This is a genomic window from Rhizobium sp. 007 (genome assembly GCF_015353075.1).
Lineage (GTDB): Bacteria > Pseudomonadota > Alphaproteobacteria > Rhizobiales > Rhizobiaceae > Rhizobium.
This window is the reverse complement of sequence record NZ_CP064187.1, coordinates 2,617,414-2,634,575: the sequence shown is the minus strand read 5'-3', so window position 1 is coordinate 2,634,575 and position 17,162 is coordinate 2,617,414. Positions and strand designations below refer to the sequence as shown.

15 protein-coding genes are annotated in these 17,162 nt (G+C 61.4%); 13 read left to right on the top strand and 2 right to left on the bottom strand.

The genetic code is table 11. The annotated features are described in order from the left end of the window. Positions 1 to 37: 37 nt before the first annotated feature. On the bottom strand, positions 38 to 955 hold the full coding sequence (locus ISN39_RS13175; protein ID WP_194727796.1) for a response regulator transcription factor: 918 nt from the start codon (positions 953 to 955) through the stop codon (positions 38 to 40). After that, on the bottom strand, positions 948 to 4,334 hold the full coding sequence (locus ISN39_RS13170) for an ATP-binding protein (RefSeq protein ID WP_194727795.1): 3,387 nt from the start codon (positions 4,332 to 4,334) through the stop codon (positions 948 to 950). Before ISN39_RS13170 ends, ISN39_RS13175 begins: the two co-directional genes overlap by 8 nt. 180 nt (positions 4,335 to 4,514) lie before the next feature. Here ISN39_RS13170 and ISN39_RS13165 point away from each other — a divergent pair, with 180 nt between their 5' ends. The 13 genes from ISN39_RS13165 to ureC all read left to right on the top strand — a co-directional run bounded on the left by ISN39_RS13165 (position 4,515) and on the right by ureC (position 17,142). Continuing rightward, positions 4,515 to 6,392: a phosphatase PAP2 family protein gene (locus tag ISN39_RS13165; RefSeq protein WP_194727794.1), complete on the top strand. Its 1,878-nt coding sequence runs from the start codon at positions 4,515 to 4,517 to the stop codon at positions 6,390 to 6,392. A gap of 200 nt (positions 6,393 to 6,592) precedes the next feature. Next, complete coding sequence (gene urtA, locus ISN39_RS13160; protein WP_074069277.1) at positions 6,593 to 7,885, top strand: urea ABC transporter substrate-binding protein; 1,293 nt, start codon at positions 6,593 to 6,595, stop codon at positions 7,883 to 7,885. Positions 7,886 to 8,005: 120 nt separating this feature from the next. Continuing rightward, on the top strand, positions 8,006 to 9,625 hold the full coding sequence (urtB, locus tag ISN39_RS13155; RefSeq protein WP_194727793.1) for an urea ABC transporter permease subunit UrtB: 1,620 nt from the start codon (positions 8,006 to 8,008) through the stop codon (positions 9,623 to 9,625). Beyond that, positions 9,622 to 10,785, top strand: a complete 1,164-nt coding sequence (gene urtC / locus ISN39_RS13150) for an urea ABC transporter permease subunit UrtC (protein WP_194727792.1) — start codon at positions 9,622 to 9,624, stop codon at positions 10,783 to 10,785. Before urtB ends, urtC begins: the two co-directional genes overlap by 4 nt. Before the next feature lie 6 nt (positions 10,786 to 10,791). Further along, the gene (gene urtD, locus ISN39_RS13145) at positions 10,792 to 11,547 is read left to right on the top strand and encodes an urea ABC transporter ATP-binding protein UrtD (RefSeq protein WP_194727791.1); all 756 of its coding nucleotides are present in this window, start codon (positions 10,792 to 10,794) and stop codon (positions 11,545 to 11,547) included. Positions 11,548 to 11,768: 221 nt separating this feature from the next. Next, entirely contained in the window at positions 11,769 to 12,464 is a 696-nt protein-coding gene (urtE, locus tag ISN39_RS13140; RefSeq protein WP_039845671.1) for an urea ABC transporter ATP-binding subunit UrtE, read from the top strand. A 161-nt stretch (positions 12,465 to 12,625) separates the two neighbouring features. Further along, positions 12,626 to 13,447 (top strand): urease accessory protein UreD, encoded by an 822-nt coding sequence (locus ISN39_RS13135; protein WP_194727790.1) that lies wholly within the window; start codon positions 12,626 to 12,628, stop codon positions 13,445 to 13,447. A 22-nt stretch (positions 13,448 to 13,469) separates the two neighbouring features. Next, the gene (locus ISN39_RS13130) at positions 13,470 to 13,772 is read left to right on the top strand and encodes an urease subunit gamma (RefSeq protein ID WP_024315673.1); all 303 of its coding nucleotides are present in this window, start codon (positions 13,470 to 13,472) and stop codon (positions 13,770 to 13,772) included. A gap of 10 nt (positions 13,773 to 13,782) precedes the next feature. Beyond that, the gene (locus ISN39_RS13125) at positions 13,783 to 14,037 is read left to right on the top strand and encodes a DUF1272 domain-containing protein (protein ID WP_074069272.1); all 255 of its coding nucleotides are present in this window, start codon (positions 13,783 to 13,785) and stop codon (positions 14,035 to 14,037) included. Positions 14,038 to 14,048: 11 nt separating this feature from the next. Further along, positions 14,049 to 14,354, top strand: coding sequence for an urease subunit beta (locus tag ISN39_RS13120; protein ID WP_022716977.1), 306 nt, complete (start codon positions 14,049 to 14,051; stop codon positions 14,352 to 14,354). A gap of 23 nt (positions 14,355 to 14,377) precedes the next feature. After that, on the top strand, positions 14,378 to 14,791 hold the full coding sequence (locus ISN39_RS13115) for a lysozyme inhibitor LprI family protein (RefSeq protein WP_074069271.1): 414 nt from the start codon (positions 14,378 to 14,380) through the stop codon (positions 14,789 to 14,791). Between the two features lie 11 nt (positions 14,792 to 14,802). Next, positions 14,803 to 15,426 carry a Urease operon accessory protein gene (locus ISN39_RS13110; RefSeq protein WP_194730185.1) on the top strand — a complete coding sequence of 208 codons (624 nt, stop codon included), beginning with the start codon at positions 14,803 to 14,805 and terminating at the stop codon, positions 15,424 to 15,426. A 3-nt stretch (positions 15,427 to 15,429) separates the two neighbouring features. Beyond that, positions 15,430 to 17,142, top strand: coding sequence for an urease subunit alpha (gene ureC, locus ISN39_RS13105; RefSeq protein WP_022716980.1), 1,713 nt, complete (start codon positions 15,430 to 15,432; stop codon positions 17,140 to 17,142). Positions 17,143 to 17,162: the final 20 nt, after the last annotated feature.

The following is a 17,162-nucleotide window of genomic DNA, read 5'->3' as shown; positions in this document are numbered from 1 at the left end:
TTTGCCGTGTCGGGATCTCGATAAGCTGCCCAGACGCTCATATCTCATGCAGCACATGCGCCGCCTTGACCGCAGCCGAGGCCCGGTTTTCGACGCCAAGCTTCACGTAGATCTGCTCCAGGTGCTTGTTCACCGTGCGTGCCGACAGTCCCAAAATTTCACCGATATCGCGGTTCGCCTTGCCCTTGGCGATCCAGAGCAGCACCTCGGATTCGCGCTGGGTCAGGGAGAAATGCTGGCGAAGCACGGCGTCGTCGCTGCGTTGATTGGCGGCGGTCAGGCGGAAGAGATATTCGTCGGGTCCGATGGTGCCGAGGAAACCGAGTTGAAGCGTTGCCTGGCCCGCGTTCGCGATGGAGATGACGGCATCGCGCCCGGCTGCAGCGCGCATTTTCATCCACTCGGCAATATGATTGGTGACGATATCCATGCCGTCGTCACTGCCCGTCGCTGCATTGACGAGGCGGGTTGCCTGCGGCGTCGACCAGTGAACGGCACCGTCGCCTTTGACGGCAAGCAGGTGACGTCCAGCAGCGTCCAGGGCCACGCGGGCGCTTTGCGCCGAACGCGCGTTGCGTAGATGCACCCGAATGCGGGCGCGAAGCTCATCGATATTGATCGGCTTGGTCAGATAGTCGACCCCGCCAGATTCGAGCGCGTGGACGACGTGTTCGGTTTCGGTGAGGCCGGTCATGAAGATCACCGGCACCTGACTGACGGCCGCATTGGCCTTCAGCTTGCGGCAGGTCTCGAAGCCATCCATCGAAGGCATGACCGCATCGAGCAGGATCAGATCCGGCGTGATGCGCTCGGCGATGTTCAAAGCTGCAGAGCCCGAGGTTGCAATCAGCACGGAAAAACCGGACTGCTCCAACGCATCGGTCAAGAATCCCAGCGCCTCGGGGGAGTCGTCGACCAGCAGAACGATATCGCGGGGGAGGGCCGGTTCAGCCAATGGTTTCTACCTTTTCGTCGAAGCCGTGCAGGAAAGTCATGAAGCCGGCGAGATCGAAGGCGGCGACATAGGTGCGGAGTTCATCCGTAAATGGCTGATTTGCCTCCACCTTGGCAAGGTCTGCGAGCTTGGCTTCGATGCCGCGGATATAGCCGATCTCGCCGAGGCGGAGCAATTCCTCGATATGCGCGCAACCGGGGCTTTTCATCGGCGGTTGAGCCACGGGAACGGTTGCCTGGGCGGCGTCGGCATAGATCCACTTCAGGCCAAGATGCAGCGCCAGCTTGTCGCGTAGCTGCTTGATATCGACCGGCTTGCCGATTGCATCGCTGTGACTGCCGTCGCTGTCGGCGGCGGCTGCCGCGTCTCCGATATTGGCGGAGAGCATGACGATCGGGGAGGTCTGGCCGCTTTCGCGCAGGCGCGATACGAGTTGCCAGCCGTTCATGCCGGGCATCGAAATATCGACGAGGAAGAGGTCCGGCTGGATGCCTTCGATCAGGGTGAGGCAGTCGGGGCCGTTGCCCGCCGTCAGCATGACGAAATCGAGCGGCACCAGGATTTCCCGCATCATCTCGCGATGATCTTCGTTGTCGTCGACGACGACGATCGTCCGACGCGGGCCGTCATAGCTGACGATCTTCTTTTCCTGGGGCGGCGCGATCATTTCGCGCATCACGGCAAATAGCATCAGGCGAACGCGGAAGGTCGAACCCTTGTCCTTCTCGCTGACGACAGCGATTTCGCCGCCGAGCGTGTTGGTAAGGAGTTGCGTGATCGTCAGGCCCAATCCAAGCCCCGGCATGGGGCGGATGCTATCGGCCTCACCCCGCTGGAAAGGTTCGTAGATGCGGCTCAGGTCCTTTTCGGCAATGCCGCGACCGGTGTCGGAAACGGTGAAGGTCGCGACCTGGCTGCGATAGCCGACATCGAAGGTCACGCTCCCCTCGTCGGTAAACTTGATGGCGTTCGAAAGCAGATTGACGAGGATTTGGCGCAAGCGTTTCTCGTCGGTGCGGACGAACTGCGGCAGAGACTGAGAGCGGTCATGCGTGAAAGCAAGACCCTTCGCCTGCGCCTGCGGGCGGAACATGTCGACGATCTGGTCGAGGAAATCGTGGATGTTGATCTCATTCGAATAGACCTGCAGGCGGCCCGCCTCGATCTTGGAAATGTCCAGCAAACCGTCGATCAGGCCGGAAAGATGCTCGGCGCTGCGGCGGATGACCTTGATGGATGACTGGCGCGGCGCAGGGATGGTCTCGTCGCGCTCCAGAATCTGGGCATAGCCGAGCACGGCGTTGAGCGGCGTGCGCAACTCATGGCTCAAGCCCACGACATAGCGGCTTTTCGCCCGGTTCGCGGCTTCTGCCGCCTCCTTGGCATTCTGAAGCGCTGCGTCGGTCTTCTTATGCGCGGCGATTTCCCTCAGCAGCAGAGTATTTTGACGCGAAGATTCCTCTTCGGCGACGACGCGGCTGTCATGCGCCAGCACGTAGAACCAGCAGACGACGCCGGCGATGACGGAGAAGACGAAGAAGACGATCAGGATCGTGCCGTTGACGACCTCCGCCGTTTCCGGAGAGGCCGAGGCGACCTGATGGGCAATCATCGCAAGGATTACGCCGACCGCTGTCAGGGCCAGAACCACGGCGATGCCGTAACGTCCGAGGCGGGTCGACAATTTCTCGATCACCGTCTCCGGCAGCAAGGTCTTGGCGACAGTGCCTACCTGCGTGTTGAACCGCGCCTTCGGCTTGCACATGTCGTGGCAGCGGCTGTCGAGCGAGCAGCAGAGCGAGCAAATCGGCGCTGCATAGGCCGGGCACCAGGCCATGTCCTCCGGCTCGAACGGATGTTCGCAGACGGAGCAGGTGATGTTCGTCAAGTTCTTCCAGCTGTGACGCGGTTTGCGCGCCAGATAGAACTTGCCCTTCGTCGCCCAGGCGATTAGCGGCGAGGCTGTAAGCGCGATCACCAGCGTGATGTAAGGTGCAAGCGAAGCGGCGATTGCGCCGAAGGCGCCGAAATGCGCAATCAGCGCAATCGTCGCCGAAAGACCCATGGCGCCGAGGCCGACCGGGTTGATGTCGTAGAGATGTGCGCGCTTGAACTCGATGCCGGGCGGCGCAAGGCCGAGCGGCTTGTTGATGAAGAGATCGGCCGAAATCGTGCAGAGCCAGGCCATGGCGATGATCGAGAATATCCCGAGCGTTTCCTCAAGCAGCCGGTAGATGCCGAGTTCCATGAGAAGCAGGGCGATCGCCACGTTGAAGATCAGCCAGATGACGCGGCCGGGGTGGCTGTGGGTCAGGCGCGAGAAAAAGTTCGACCATGCGAGCGAGCCGGCATAGGCGTTCATCACGTTGATCTTCAACTGGGAAACGACGACGAAGGCCGCCATCAGCAGCAATGCCCCGTTGTGCCAAGGGATCATGTAGCCGAAAGCGGTCAGGTACATCTGCGCCGGATCGGCGGCGCGGTCGACGGCCACGCCGGCACTTAACGTCAGCACGACGAGAAAGGAGCCGGCAAGCAGCTTTGGTGCGCCGATGATCACCCAGCCGGGGCCGGCCAGAAAGACGGCGAGCCGATGACGCAATTTGCGATGCCCGTCCGGCGGCAGGAAGCGGAGAAAGTCCGCCTGTTCGCCGATCTGGGACATGAGGGCAAGGATCACGGCCGAAGCGGCGCCGAACTCCATCAGGTTGAAATCCGCGATTGTACCTGGCGGGCCCGAAGCGTGACGAATGCCGGCGAAGGCGCGCCAGAGATCGAATTTTTCCCAATCCAGGATCGCGATGAAGATGAAGGGAAGGATATTGAGCACGATCCAGAAGGGCTGAGTGACGAGCTGGAACCTGCTGATCAGCTTGACACCGTAGGTCACCAGCGGGATCACCATGACGGCGCTGACGATGTAGCCGATCCAAAGTGGGATGCCGAGCGTCAGTTCCAGCGCGCCGGACATGATCGAAGCTTCGATCGCAAAGAGCATGAAGGTGAAGCTGGCATAGATCAGCGAGGTGATCGTCGAGCCGATATAGCCGAAGCTTGCGCCGCGCGTCAGAAGATCGATGTCAACGCCGTGCCTGATTGCATAGCGGCTGATCGGCAGGCCGATGGCGAGCATGGCGATCGAGGCGACGACGATCGCGAAGAAGGCGTTGGTCGTGCCATAGGAAAGGGTGATGGCACCGCCGATCGCTTCGAGCGCGAGAAAGGAAATCGCACCGATCGCCGTCTGCGAGATGCGCTGCGAGGAAAATTGCCGGGCGCTCTTGGCAGTGAAGCGCAGCGCGTAGTCTTCCAGCGTCTGGTTCGCGACCCAGCGATTATATTCGCGTCTCACCGGAATGATGCGTTGGCGCGCTGCCATGCCTATTTTCTAGCGCTCTCGATAAAGTGATCATTGAATAGGCAGCTTTGGCAGGAATGACGGAAAACGCAAGAGGCGCAGTCTCGCAAGTTCACAGAACATCCATATTTTTTGAAACGCGTCTGTCACAGCCAAATCCTACCACTCCGGCATTCCTTCCTAAAAATTCGGAAATCCACTATGTCTGTGTTGCGCCATCGCCGGTTGACCACCGCGCTCCTCGTTCTCCTCACCGTCGTGCCGTCGCTTGCGAGTGCCCAGTCGGCGCCGGCCTATGTCGATGCCGGCGTCACCAACAAGCGCGGCGATGCCTGCCTTTCGACGGCTAACAGCAACGCCGCCGTCGAGCTTCTCTCCGGATTTTTGAAGATCTGGACGCCGCGCACGCCGTTCGTCGATGCGGGTGTCGACGCACCGGCCAAGGACAATTGCCCGGCCGTTGCCAATTCCGATTGGGACGGCATTCCCTTCAGCCCGACCGACGGCCATATCGCCAACCAGGTGGTTCACCACGCAAATATCGCCTATGTGGTCAAGGTGACCCGTGCGCGCACCGCGCAGCAGGCCATCGCCGCCTATCTCGACGACCGGCGCGGCAAGAATGCCAGCGTTGTCGATGGTCTCGGGCCGCTGACGGATGCCTGGAAGGCCGGGTCAAAGCAGACGACGACGATCACCGAGGTTGCCGCCGACGCGACGACAGTGAAGTACGACGACAATGGCAACAATCGCGGACTCGGCAGCAAAGCGGACGAGAAGACCAAGATGGCGGCGAATCCGGATCTGGGCCTTGCGGTAGATCTCGGCTCAACTGAGCCTACCAAACGCTATTTCAAATATGCGCGTCCCTACCGCTGGACCCAGGACGTGGTGGTCCTCCCGACGCTGGAGCCGGCCAAGAGCGGCAAGCCGGCCGAAGACGGCGGTTTCCCGAGCGGGCATGCGGCGGAAGCCTGGCGCGATGCACTCGCCATGGCCTATCTCGTGCCGCAACGCTTTCAGGAAATGCTGACACGCGCCAGCGAAATGGGCGAGAGCCGCATCCTTGCCGGCATGCACTCGCCGCTCGACGTCATGGGCGGCCGCATGCTGGCCACCGCGACGGTTGTCTACAACCTCAACAAGCCGGAGAACGCCGCACTGAAGCGTGATGCTTACCGCCAGGCGCAGTCCTGGCTCGCCGCCAAGAGCGGCGCGACGGGCGAGGCCGGTCTTGACGCCTTGGCGCATGCGGCGCCGCTTGCCAACGACCGCTTCGCAGACAGCAGCGCGAACAGCGCCTATGTGCTTGAACGCCTGTCCTACGGTTTCGCGCCGATCGACGCGACCGACCAGCCGCCGCGCGTGCCGAAGGGCGCCGAAGTGCTTCTCGAAACGCGTCTGCCCTATCTCGATGCCGAGCAGCGCCGCGATGTGCTGAAGACAACCGAGATCGCTTCGGGCTATCCGCTGCTCGACGACGCGGAAGGCTACGGCCGCCTCAACTTTTTTGCCGCCGCCGACGGCTACGGCACCTTTGCGGATGACGTGACGGTGACGATGGACGCAGCCAAAGGCGGCTTCAACGAGCTGGATACTTGGAAGAACGCCATCGGTGGCAAGGGCCGGCTCGTCAAGCGCGGCAGCGGCATCCTCGGGCTTTCCGGCGCCAACAGCTATGCAGGCGGCACGGTGTTGGAGGAGGGGGCTTTGGCGGCCCTGTCGCCGACAGCCTTCGGCAACGGCGATCTGGCGGTCGATGGCGGTTCGCTCATTCTGGCTGCCGAAAGGCCCGTGACCATCGGCGGCGACTACCGCCAGCGCACCAACGCCGCGATGAAGCCGACGCTCGGAGAAGACGGCAAGGGCGGGCTCATCGTCAAGGGCAAGGCGGCGCTTTCCGGCGAGCTTCGCGTGACGCTTGCCGATGGCTATGCGCCGGCGCCGGGAACGAAGATCGAGTTCTTAAAGGCGGGTTCCGTCAGCGGGACCTTCGGGAACGTCACCGTCGAGGGCCATAAGGCAAGCGTTGCCTACGGCCCGACCGGGGTGACGCTGACCATCGAGGGTAACAGCTAGGCTAAACATCGGGCCATTCGGTTTTTAACCGGGGAGGGTCCAAATCTCCGCCGCGTCTCGCGCCGACCTGCCCATTTCGCCCCCACCTCTACGTCATATTGCGTATACGGTTTTGCGCTGCAGCCCCCGATAGTTCTTTAAGCAACAGTTAATCTCCGTTTCCGGCCTGTTGCGGAACAAGAAGAGGGGAGTTCAACCAGATGAATCTCAAGTCCTATGTAACGGGCGCCGCGCTTGGCGTCGTCATGGCGGCGTCAGCCGCCTTCCACGGAGCCGCTGCCGCCGACGACACGATCAAGGTCGGCGTTCTGCATTCGCTCTCCGGTACCATGGCCATTTCCGAAACAACGCTGAAAGACGCCATGCTGATGCTCATCGATGAGCAGAACAAGAAGGGCGGCCTTCTCGGCAAGAAGCTCGAAGCGGTTGTCGTCGATCCAGCCTCCGATTGGCCGCTGTTTGCCGAAAAGGCACGCGAGTTGATTGAAAAGGACAAGGTTGCGGCCGTCTTCGGTTGCTGGACCTCGTCTTCGCGCAAATCGGTCCTGCCGGTTTTCGAAGAGCTGAACTCGTTGCTCTTTTACCCGGTTCAGTATGAAGGCGAAGAGTCTTCGCGCAATATCTTCTACACGGGCGCTGCTCCGAACCAGCAGGCGATCCCGGCCGTCGACTACCTGATGGAAAAGGAAGGCGTAAAGCGCTTCGTGCTTGAAGGCACCGACTACGTCTATCCGCGCACCACCAACAAGATCCTGGAAGCCTACCTCGTATCCAAGGGCATTCCGAAGGAAGACATCATCGTCAACTACACGCCGTTCGGCTTCTCCGACTGGCAGACGGAAGTCTCCAAGATCAAGGAATTCGGCTCGTCCGGCAAGAAGACTGCCGTCGTCTCCACCATCAACGGCGACGCCAACGTTCCCTTCTACAAGGAACTCGGCAATCAGGGCATCAAGGCAACCGACATCCCGGTTGTCGCCTTCTCGGTCGGCGAGGAAGAGCTTGCCGGTCTCGACACCAAGCCGCTCGTCGGTCACCTCGCAGCCTGGAACTACTTCGAGTCGGTCGAAAGCCCGGCCAACAAGAAGTTCATCAAGGAATGGCACGCCTTCACCAAGAACGACAAGCGCGTGACCAACGACCCGATGGAAGCCGCCTATATCGGCTTCAATGCCTGGGTTAAGGCTGTTCAGGCTGCCGGAACGACCGATACCGACAAGGTTCTCGACAGCATCATCGGCACCACGGTTCCGAACCTCTCCGGCGGCTATGCCACCGTCATGCCGAACCACCACATCACCAAGCCGGTGCTGATCGGCGAAATCCAGGCTGACGGCCAGTTCGAAATCGTCCAGGAAACGTCAGCCGTCGTCGGCGACGAATGGTCCGACTTCCTGCCGGACTCCAAGGACCTGATCTCCGATTGGCGCAAGCCCATGAACTGCGGCAACTTCAACGTTGCAACGGGCAAGTGCGGCGGCAAGGGCTCCTGAGTACGAACCCGATCCGTTGACTGCCTGAAGCCTTCCGTCCGGATCCCTTGTCCGGGCGGAAGCTCCGTCCCGAGCGATTGCTGCCCACAAGGCCAACGACAAGCCAGGCGAGAGAGTCCCATGTTTCGCGCCATCAAGATTTTCCTTTTGACGATCTGCCTTGCCCTGCCGGCGTTCGCCACGGCGCTCGAGGCGCAGGACGATATCCACGCCCTTGTCGATGCACTCGGCGCCGGCGGGTTTCCGGAGCGCGAGGCTGCCATCAAGGCTTTTGTGGCTTCAGGAGATCCGCATGTCGGCCAGATCCTGCAGCAGCTGGGTGACGGCCAGCTTTACGTGAATTCCGAAGAGGGCGGCCCCGTTCTCCTCCAGGGTGGCTCCGACGACGAGCCGACCTATTCCGACCCGATCACCGGCGAGGCTGTCGCCGATATCGATCCGGACTACATGTCCAAGGTCAAGATCAACAATTCCCTGCGCGGCGTGATCGCCAGCGCCATGAGCACGCTGACGCTGCTGAGCCCGGACCGTTCCGCACGGCTTTCCGCCGCTCAAGGGCTGCTGAAGGATTCCGACCCTTCCAATCTCGAGCTTCTGAACTCGGCGCTCGCCGATGAAAAGGATGCCGAAATCAAGAACACGATGGAAGCGGCCCGCGCCGTCATGATGCTCAAGAGCGATGTCAGCGCCGAAGACAAGAAGGCGGCGATCGATACAATCGCGGCGCGCGGCGACCGCAATGCGCTCACCATCCTGACCACCGCGATGGAGACTGCACCCGACGACCTGAAGGCCGGCATCGAGGCCAATATCGCCGGTATCAAGCGCAATCTGGCGCTCTGGGATATCGTACAGAACGTCTGGTACGGCCTGTCGCTCGGCTCGGTGCTGCTGCTCGCGGCAATCGGGCTTGCTATCACCTTCGGTGTCATGGGCGTCATCAACATGGCGCATGGCGAAATGGTGATGATCGGCGCTTACACTACCTACGTCGTGCAGGAACATATCGCATCGAACTTTCCCGAGCTCGCAACCTATTCGCTGGTGATTGCGATTCCGGCGGCCTTCCTATTCACCGGCTTCGTCGGCCTCGTCATAGAGCGCATGGTCATCCGCTATCTCTACGGCCGCCCGCTCGAAACGCTGCTGGCGACATGGGGCGTGTCCCTCATCCTGCAGCAGGCGGTTCGCACGATCTTCGGCCCGACCAATCGCGAAGTGCGCAATCCAAGCTGGATGTCCGGCGCCTTCGAACTCGGCGGGCTGTCGATCACCTGGAACCGCATGTGGATCATCGTCTTTTCAATGATCGTCTTCGTGACTTTACTGCTGCTCCTGAAGCGCTCTGCCTTCGGCCTGCAAATGCGCGCGGTCACGCAGAACCGCCGAATGGCGTCGTCCATGGGCATCCGCACCGGCTGGGTCGATGCCTTCACCTTCGCGCTCGGCTCCGGCATCGCCGGCATGGCGGGTGTGGCGCTTTCGCAGATCGACAACGTCTCGCCGAACCTTGGACAGAGCTACATCATCGACAGCTTCATGGTCGTGGTCTTCGGCGGCGTCGGCAATCTTTGGGGCACGCTGGTGGGTGCGTTGTCGCTCGGCGTCGTCAACAAGTTCCTGGAGCCCTTCGCCGGCGCAGTGCTCGGCAAGATCCTCGTGCTCGTCCTCATCATCCTCTTCATACAGAAGCGTCCGCGCGGGCTCTTCGCACTCAAAGGAAGGGCGGTGGAAGCATGATTACGGCCTTCCTTCTCCGGTCTCTCGATCGCAAGATTTCCATTGCCATCGCCGTTTTGCTCATGGTCGCCGTGCTGGTGCCGGTTCTGAACCTCATGACAGGTCCGTCGAACCCGTTGCATATCCCGACCTACATCATGGCGCTGTTCGGCAAATACCTGACCTATGCGCTGCTGGCCCTGGCCCTCGATCTCGTCTGGGGCTTCTGCGGCATCCTTTCGCTCGGTCACGGCGCCTTCTTCGCGCTCGGCGGTTACGCGATGGGAATGTATCTGATGCGCCAGATCGGGTCGCGCGGCGTCTATGGCGACCCGATCCTGCCCGACTTCATGGTGTTCCTGAACTGGAAAGAACTGCCCTGGTTCTGGTACGGCTTCGACCAGTTCTGGTTTGCAGCGCTGATGGTGCTGCTGGTGCCTGGGCTGCTCGCCTTCGTCTTCGGCTGGTTCGCCTTCCGGAGCAGGGTCAACGGCGTCTATCTCTCGATCATCACCCAGGCGATGACCTATGCGCTGCTGCTTGCCTTCTTCCGCAACGACATGGGCTTCGGCGGCAATAACGGCATGACCGACTTCAAGGACATCCTCGGCTTCAACGTGCAGGCCGACGCAACGCGCGCCGCACTCTTCGCCGCGACCGCAAGCCTCCTGGCGCTGTCGCTGCTGATTGCTTCGGCCATCGTGCGTTCGAAGTTCGGCAAGGTGCTGGTCGGTGTGCGCGATGCGGAAAGCAGAACGCGCTTCCTCGGCTACCGCGTCGAACACTTCAAGCTCTTCACCTTTGTCGTCTCGGCGATGATGGCGGGTATTGCGGGTGCGCTCTACGTGCCGCAGGTCGGCATTATCAATCCCGGAGAATTCGCACCGGCAAACTCCATCGAGGTCGTCATCTGGACGGCCGTCGGCGGCCGCTCGACGCTGATTGGTCCGATCATCGGGGCGATTCTGGTCAATGGCGGCAAAACCATCTTCACCGGCCTTTTTCCTGAGTTCTGGCTCTTTGCGCTCGGCGGTCTCTTCGTTGCCGTCACGCTGTTCCTGCCGAAAGGTATCGTCGGCACGATCGCCCCATACCTCGGCAAGAAGAAGCCGAGGACGGAAACCGCGCCGCCTGCTTTTCAGGAAGAAGGCGTCGATGCAAAAATCCAGGCAGCGGAGTGAGCGGCTATGATCCCGGATATCAAACCCAACAGCGTGCTCTACCTCAACAACGTCTCGGTTTCCTTCGACGGCTTCAAAGCGCTGAACTCGCTTTCGATCGTCATCGAGCCTGGCGAGCTTCGCGCCATCATCGGCCCCAACGGCGCCGGCAAGACGACGATGATGGACATCATCACCGGCAAGACGCGGCCGGATGAGGGCGAGGTTTATTTCAACGGCGAGATCGACCTCACCAAGAAAGATGAAGCCGATATCGCCCAGCTCGGCATAGGCCGCAAATTCCAGAAGCCGACAGTCTTCGAAAGCCATACGGTCTGGGACAATCTGGAACTCGCGCTGAATCGCAAGCGCGGCGTTTTTCCGACGCTCTTTTATCGCCTCTCGTCCGACGACAAGGCGCGCATCGAGGAAATCCTCGAGACCGTGCGGCTGACGCATCGTAGCGACGAGCTGGCAGCCAGTCTGTCTCACGGGCAGAAGCAATGGCTGGAGATTGGCATGCTGCTCGCACAGGAGCCGAAGCTGTTGCTGGTCGACGAGCCGGTTGCCGGTATGACGGATGCCGAAACCGTGGAGACGGCGATCCTGCTCCGGGAAATCGCCAAGACTCGCTCGGTCGTCGTCGTCGAGCACGACATGGGCTTCATCCGCGACCTCGGCGTCAAGGTGACTTGCCTGGCGGAAGGCTCCGTGCTTGCCGAAGGGTCGATCGATTTCGTGAGTTCCGATGCGAAGGTGATCGAGAATTATTTGGGGCGGTGAGGGATGATTGATCTGTTTGTCGTTGGCAGAGCGCTGACCCTTCCCCAACCCCTTCCCACAAGGGGGAGGGGTCTAACCGGGTCGTTCCCTCATTGCCATGATTACCCGCTTTTGCATGGGTTTATGGAAAGCAAGGCGGTCGCTCCCAGTCAGCCACTGCCCCTTGTGGGAAGGGGTTGGGGAGGGGCCTTTGAACCCGCAACGCGCCAGGAGGCGGTCTCATGCTGACAGTCGAAAACGCAAACCTGCACTATGGCGCCGCACAAGCGTTGCGCGGCATCTCGATCAAGGCGGAGATGGGTAAGATCACTTGCGTGCTGGGGCGGAACGGCGTGGGGAAGAGTTCTCTTCTCCGCGCCGTCACCGGCCAGCATCTGCTGTCGGCCGGAACCGTGAGCTTCAATGACGTGGCGTTGAACGGCCTGCCGCCTTATGCGCGCGCCAAGCAGGGTATCGGCTATGTGCCGCAAGGGCGCGAGATTTTCCCGCTGCTCACCGTCAAGGAAAACCTCGAAACCGGCTTTGCTCCGCTTGGCCGCCGCGACCGCAACATCCCCGACGATATCTTCAGCCTCTTCCCGGTGCTGAAGTCGATGTTGTCCCGTCGCGGCGGCGATCTTTCCGGCGGGCAGCAGCAGCAACTGGCGATCGGTCGGGCCATGGTGACGCGGCCGAAGATCCTTGTGCTGGACGAGCCGACGGAAGGCATCCAGCCGTCGATCATCAAGGATATCGGCCGGGCAATCCGCTATCTGCGCGACTCGACCGGCATGGCGATCCTGCTCGTGGAGCAGTATCTCGACTTCTGCCGCGAGCTTGCCGACTATGTCTACATCATGGACCGCGGCGAGATCGTCCACGAGGGTTTGGCGGAAACGCTTGATACGCCCGAGGCCAGGCGCCACCTGACCGTCTGAGCGGCATATGCCGCTTTCCAAGGCAGCTTCCATGTTCTGGGCAACCGTGTCTGCCGCCGTTCCTTCAAGATCGGCAGGCGGCATAAAAATTGCTTGCTTTCAATTATTTGCGGCATTGAATGAGAACGGCCGGACAAACGGTAAAGGCACCAGGGGATGGAATGACGATCGCGGCGGCAATCACCAGGCCACAAAGGGCACAGGGGCGCGGGCACCTGGCCGCGAAGCTGCTGGACGGGCGGGCGCGCATCCACGAACTCTATCAGGAAGGTGCCGCCAAAATACGCCTCCCGGAGACTTTCGATGCTTCCATGGAGGCGGTCATCATCAATACGGCGGGCGGGTTGACCGGTGGCGACCAGATGAACTGGAGCGTCGTTGCAGGTCCAACCACGCGTATCGATGTGACGACACAGGCCTGCGAGAAGATCTACAAGGCATCCGCTGGAACGGCCGAAGTCACGACAACGATCGAGGCCGGCGCGAATGCACGGGTCGACTGGCTGCCGCAGGAGACGATCCTGTTCGATCGCGCCTCGCTATTCCGCCGCCTCGACGTCGATCTCGACGAGACGGCGGAGTTCCTGGCCGTCGAGGCGATCCTGCTCGGCCGCAAGGCGATGGGCGAGAAGATGGAGACCGGCCTTTTCCGTGATCGCTGGCGGATTCGCCGCGCTGGCAAGCTGATCCATGCCGAGGAGTTGCGGCTTGATGGCGCCATCGGCGCGCTGACTGCTCGCCAGCCCGTCCTCAGCGGACAGGTGGCTTTTGCAACGTTGCTCTATGCCGGGCCGCTTGCGGAAGCCTATCTCGCGAGCGTGCGCCCGCTGCTCGGCGGACATGCGGCAGGCGCCAGCGCTTGGAACGGCAAGCTCGTCGTGCGCGCTGCAGCCGCTGACGGCTTTGCCCTCAGAAAAATCCTGATCCCGGTTATTTCCGCCTTGCGCAACGGTGCGCCTGTGCCGAAAGTCTGGAATCTCTAGTTTCAAAGCAGATGGATGGACGATGAACCTCACTCCGAGAGAAAAAGACAAGCTGCTGATCTCCATGGCGGCGATGGTGGCGAGGCGCCGGCTGGAACGCGGCGTGAAGCTCAATCATCCCGAAGCGATCGCGCTGATCACCGACTTTGTCGTGGAAGGCGCGCGTGACGGCCGCCCGGTCGCCGAACTGATGGAAGCGGGCGCTCATGTCATCGGCCGGCATCAGGTGATGGAGGGCGTCGCCGAGATGATCCATGATGTGCAGGTGGAAGCGACCTTCCCGGACGGCACCAAGCTCGTCACCGTCCACGAACCGATCCGCTGAGGAGGTCGCAATGCTCGAACTTCGTCCGAACTGCGAATGCTGCGACAAGGATCTACCGCCGGAAAGCCGCGAGGCGATGATCTGTACCTTCGAGTGCACTTTCTGCGCCGATTGTGCAAGCGATGTGCTCCGGGGCCAATGCCCCAATTGCGGCGGTGAGTTCACTTGCCGCCCGGTGCGTCCGGCCGCCATGCTCGCCAAATATCCGGCATCGACGAAACGTATCTTGAAGGCCGAGGGCTGCGTGCCCGTGAAGGCGGCGTGAGGAAAATTAAGATGATCCCAGGCGAAATCATTGCCGCAAGCGGCGACATCGAATTAAACGCCGGTGCACCGACCGTCACCATTGAAGTGTCGAACACCGGCGACCGACCGGTGCAGGTCGGCAGCCACTACCATTTTGCCGAAACAAATGCCGGCCTCTCCTTCGATCGCGACAAGGTGCAGGGCATGCGCCTCGACATCCCGGCGGGCACGGCCGTGCGTTTCGAGCCGGGTCAGACGCGTTCCGTGACGCTGATCCCGCTCTCCGGCAAGCGTGAGGTCTATGGCTTCCGCCAGCTCGTGATGGGCAAGCTCTGAGAAGAAAAACCGGGAGGAAATCGATGCGGTTGAATTTGTACCTGACCGGTGCTGCGGCGGGAATGATCGTGGCTGGTGCCGCGCAGGCCCAGGAGCCGGATTGCAAGAACCCGAAGACGCAGGCCGACATGACTTTCTGCGAGCAGTCCCGATACGAGGCGGCCGACACGGCGCTCAACGAGCAGTGGAAGAAGACGCGCGCAGCGCTCGCAGCGACCGACAAGGATCTGGACGAGAAGGATCGCGGAGCCGAAAAAGCGCTGCTAACCGCGCAGCGCGCCTGGATTTCCTATCGGGACGCCCAGTGCGAGGCTTACGGCTTCCAGGCGCGTGGCGGCACGATGGAGCCTATGCTGGTCGCAGGTTGCCTTGCCAACCTGAGCGATGAACGCACCAAGCAGCTCAAAGAGCTTTCCGACGCGGTGGGACTGAGGTGAGCGGCAAGATCATGATCGTCGGCAATGGGGAAATCAGCAAGGAGGGAGCAGCGGCAATCGCGGCTGCGGACTTCGTCATCCGTTTCAACGAATGCCGCTCCTATGCCGCAAGCCCCGGCCGCACCGACGTCGTAGCCGTCTGCAACACCGGGCGCCCGGCCAAGGCGATGTTGGGTTCGGATACGTGGCGGACGCACCCGGCCGTCATGGAGGCCTCGGAAATCTGGAGCGTCCGCGATCCCGAAAAATTCACCGTCTTGCGTGCGCCGCTCGCCGTTTCGCATCCGGAGCTCGATGACTTCTGTGACGATTATACGAGTCACTTCAACGTCTTCTGTAAGGACGCTGGCAAGGAACATATAGTCGTTGAGAAAGTGATTCATGAAGCAGTCGATGACGCCCTGGCTACCTTTGATCCCGCGCCTTATGTCGTTCCGAGCAGCGGCATGATTGCGATTGCCGCGACTTTCCGCAGGTTTCCGGAGGTCGAGATCGGCCTTGCCGGCTTCAGTCATTCCGGCTGGCAGTGGCATCCTTTCGCCGCCGAAAGGCAGCTTGTCGACAGCTACATCGCCAATGGCCGGCTGACGCGCCATCCTGCCGATACGTCTCTTTCTTCCTCCCAAGGAGCCTGACATATGCCCCACAAGATTTCCCGCGCCGCTTATGCCAGCATGTTCGGCCCGACCGTTGGCGACAAGGTACGCCTCGCCGATACCGAGCTCTTCATCGAGGTCGAAAAAGATTTCACGACCTATGGCGAAGAGGTGAAGTTCGGCGGCGGCAAGGTGATCCGCGACGGCATGGGGCAGAGCCAGGTGACGCGCGCCAACGGTGCGGTCGATACCGTCATCACCAATGCGGTGATCGTCGATCATACCGGCATCGTGAAGGCCGATATCGGCCTCAAGGACGGACGGATCGTCGCGATCGGCAAGGCCGGCAACCCGGACACGCAGCCGGGCGTCAATATCATCGTCGGACCAGGCACCGAAGCGATCGCGGGCGAAGGCAAGATCGTGACGGCCGGCGGGATGGACAGCCACATCCACTTCATCTGCCCGCAGCAGATTGAAGAAGCGCTGATGAGCGGTCTCACCTGCATGCTCGGCGGCGGCACCGGCCCAGCGCATGGCACATTGGCGACGACCTGCACGCCCGGCCCGTGGCACCTCGCCCGGATGATCGAAGCGGCCGACGCCTTCCCGATGAACCTTGCCTTCGCCGGCAAGGGCAATGCATCGCTGCCCGGCGCGCTCGAGGAAATGGTGCTTGCGGGCGCCACCTCGCTGAAGCTGCACGAAGACTGGGGCACGACGCCCGGCGCGATCGACTGCTGCCTGACGGTTGCCGACCAATACGACGTGCAGGTGATGATCCATACCGACACGCTAAACGAAAGCGGCTTTGTCGAAGACACGATCGGCGCCATCAAGGGCCGCACGATCCATGCCTTTCACACGGAAGGGGCAGGCGGCGGCCACGCGCCGGACATTATCAAGATCTGCGGCCAATCGAACGTCATCCCGTCTTCCACCAATCCTACGCGGCCCTACACGGTCAATACGATCGCCGAACATCTCGACATGCTGATGGTCTGCCATCACCTGTCGCCGTCGATCCCGGAAGACATCGCCTTTGCCGAAAGCCGCATCCGCAAGGAAACGATCGCAGCAGAAGACATCCTGCACGATATCGGCGCCTTCTCGATCATCTCGTCGGACAGCCAGGCCATGGGCCGTGTTGGCGAGGTGGCAATCCGCACGTGGCAGACGGCCGACAAGATGAAGCGCCAGCGAGGCCGTTTGAAGGAAGAAAAGGGCGACAATGACAATTTCCGTGTCCGGCGTTACATCGCCAAATACACGATCAATCCGGCGATTGCGCATGGCCTTTCCCATGAGATCGGCTCGATTGAAGTCGGCAAGCGCGCCGACCTCGTCATCTGGAATCCCGCCTTCTTCGGCGTGAAGCCGGACATGGTGCTGCTCGGCGGCTCGATTGCCGCTGCACCTATGGGCGATCCGAACGCCTCCATCCCGACGCCGCAGCCGGTGCATTATCGGCCGATGTTTGCCTCCTACGGCAAGAGCCTCACCAATTCCTCCGTCACCTTCGTTTCCCAGGCGTCGCTCGATGCCGGGCTGAAGGGAAGGCTGGGTGTCGCCAAGGACCTCGTTGCGGTCAAGAACACCCGCGGCGGCATCTCCAAGGCATCGATGATCCACAACAGCCTGACGCCGCATATCGAGGTGGATCCGGAAACCTACGAGGTGCGCGCCGACGGCGAACTGCTCACCTGCGAACCGGCAACCGTGCTGCCGATGGCGCAGCGCTACTTCCTCTTTTAGGGCACCAGGAGCGCCGGCTT

Coding starts and splice junctions, on each gene's coding strand:
- ISN39_RS13170 (WP_194727795.1), bottom strand. CDS start 4,334: ATGGCAGCGCGCCAACGCATCATTCCGGTGAGACGCGAATATAATCGC.
- ISN39_RS13165 (WP_194727794.1), top strand. CDS start 4,515: ATGTCTGTGTTGCGCCATCGCCGGTTGACCACCGCGCTCCTCGTTCTC.
- urtA (WP_074069277.1), top strand. CDS start 6,593: ATGAATCTCAAGTCCTATGTAACGGGCGCCGCGCTTGGCGTCGTCATG.
- urtB (WP_194727793.1), top strand. CDS start 8,006: ATGTTTCGCGCCATCAAGATTTTCCTTTTGACGATCTGCCTTGCCCTG.
- urtC (WP_194727792.1), top strand. CDS start 9,622: ATGATTACGGCCTTCCTTCTCCGGTCTCTCGATCGCAAGATTTCCATT.
- urtD (WP_194727791.1), top strand. CDS start 10,792: ATGATCCCGGATATCAAACCCAACAGCGTGCTCTACCTCAACAACGTC.
- urtE (WP_039845671.1), top strand. CDS start 11,769: ATGCTGACAGTCGAAAACGCAAACCTGCACTATGGCGCCGCACAAGCG.
- ISN39_RS13135 (WP_194727790.1), top strand. CDS start 12,626: ATGACGATCGCGGCGGCAATCACCAGGCCACAAAGGGCACAGGGGCGC.
- ISN39_RS13130 (WP_024315673.1), top strand. CDS start 13,470: ATGAACCTCACTCCGAGAGAAAAAGACAAGCTGCTGATCTCCATGGCG.
- ISN39_RS13125 (WP_074069272.1), top strand. CDS start 13,783: ATGCTCGAACTTCGTCCGAACTGCGAATGCTGCGACAAGGATCTACCG.
- ISN39_RS13120 (WP_022716977.1), top strand. CDS start 14,049: ATGATCCCAGGCGAAATCATTGCCGCAAGCGGCGACATCGAATTAAAC.
- ISN39_RS13115 (WP_074069271.1), top strand. CDS start 14,378: ATGCGGTTGAATTTGTACCTGACCGGTGCTGCGGCGGGAATGATCGTG.
- ISN39_RS13110 (WP_194730185.1), top strand. CDS start 14,803: ATGATCGTCGGCAATGGGGAAATCAGCAAGGAGGGAGCAGCGGCAATC.
- ureC (WP_022716980.1), top strand. CDS start 15,430: ATGCCCCACAAGATTTCCCGCGCCGCTTATGCCAGCATGTTCGGCCCG.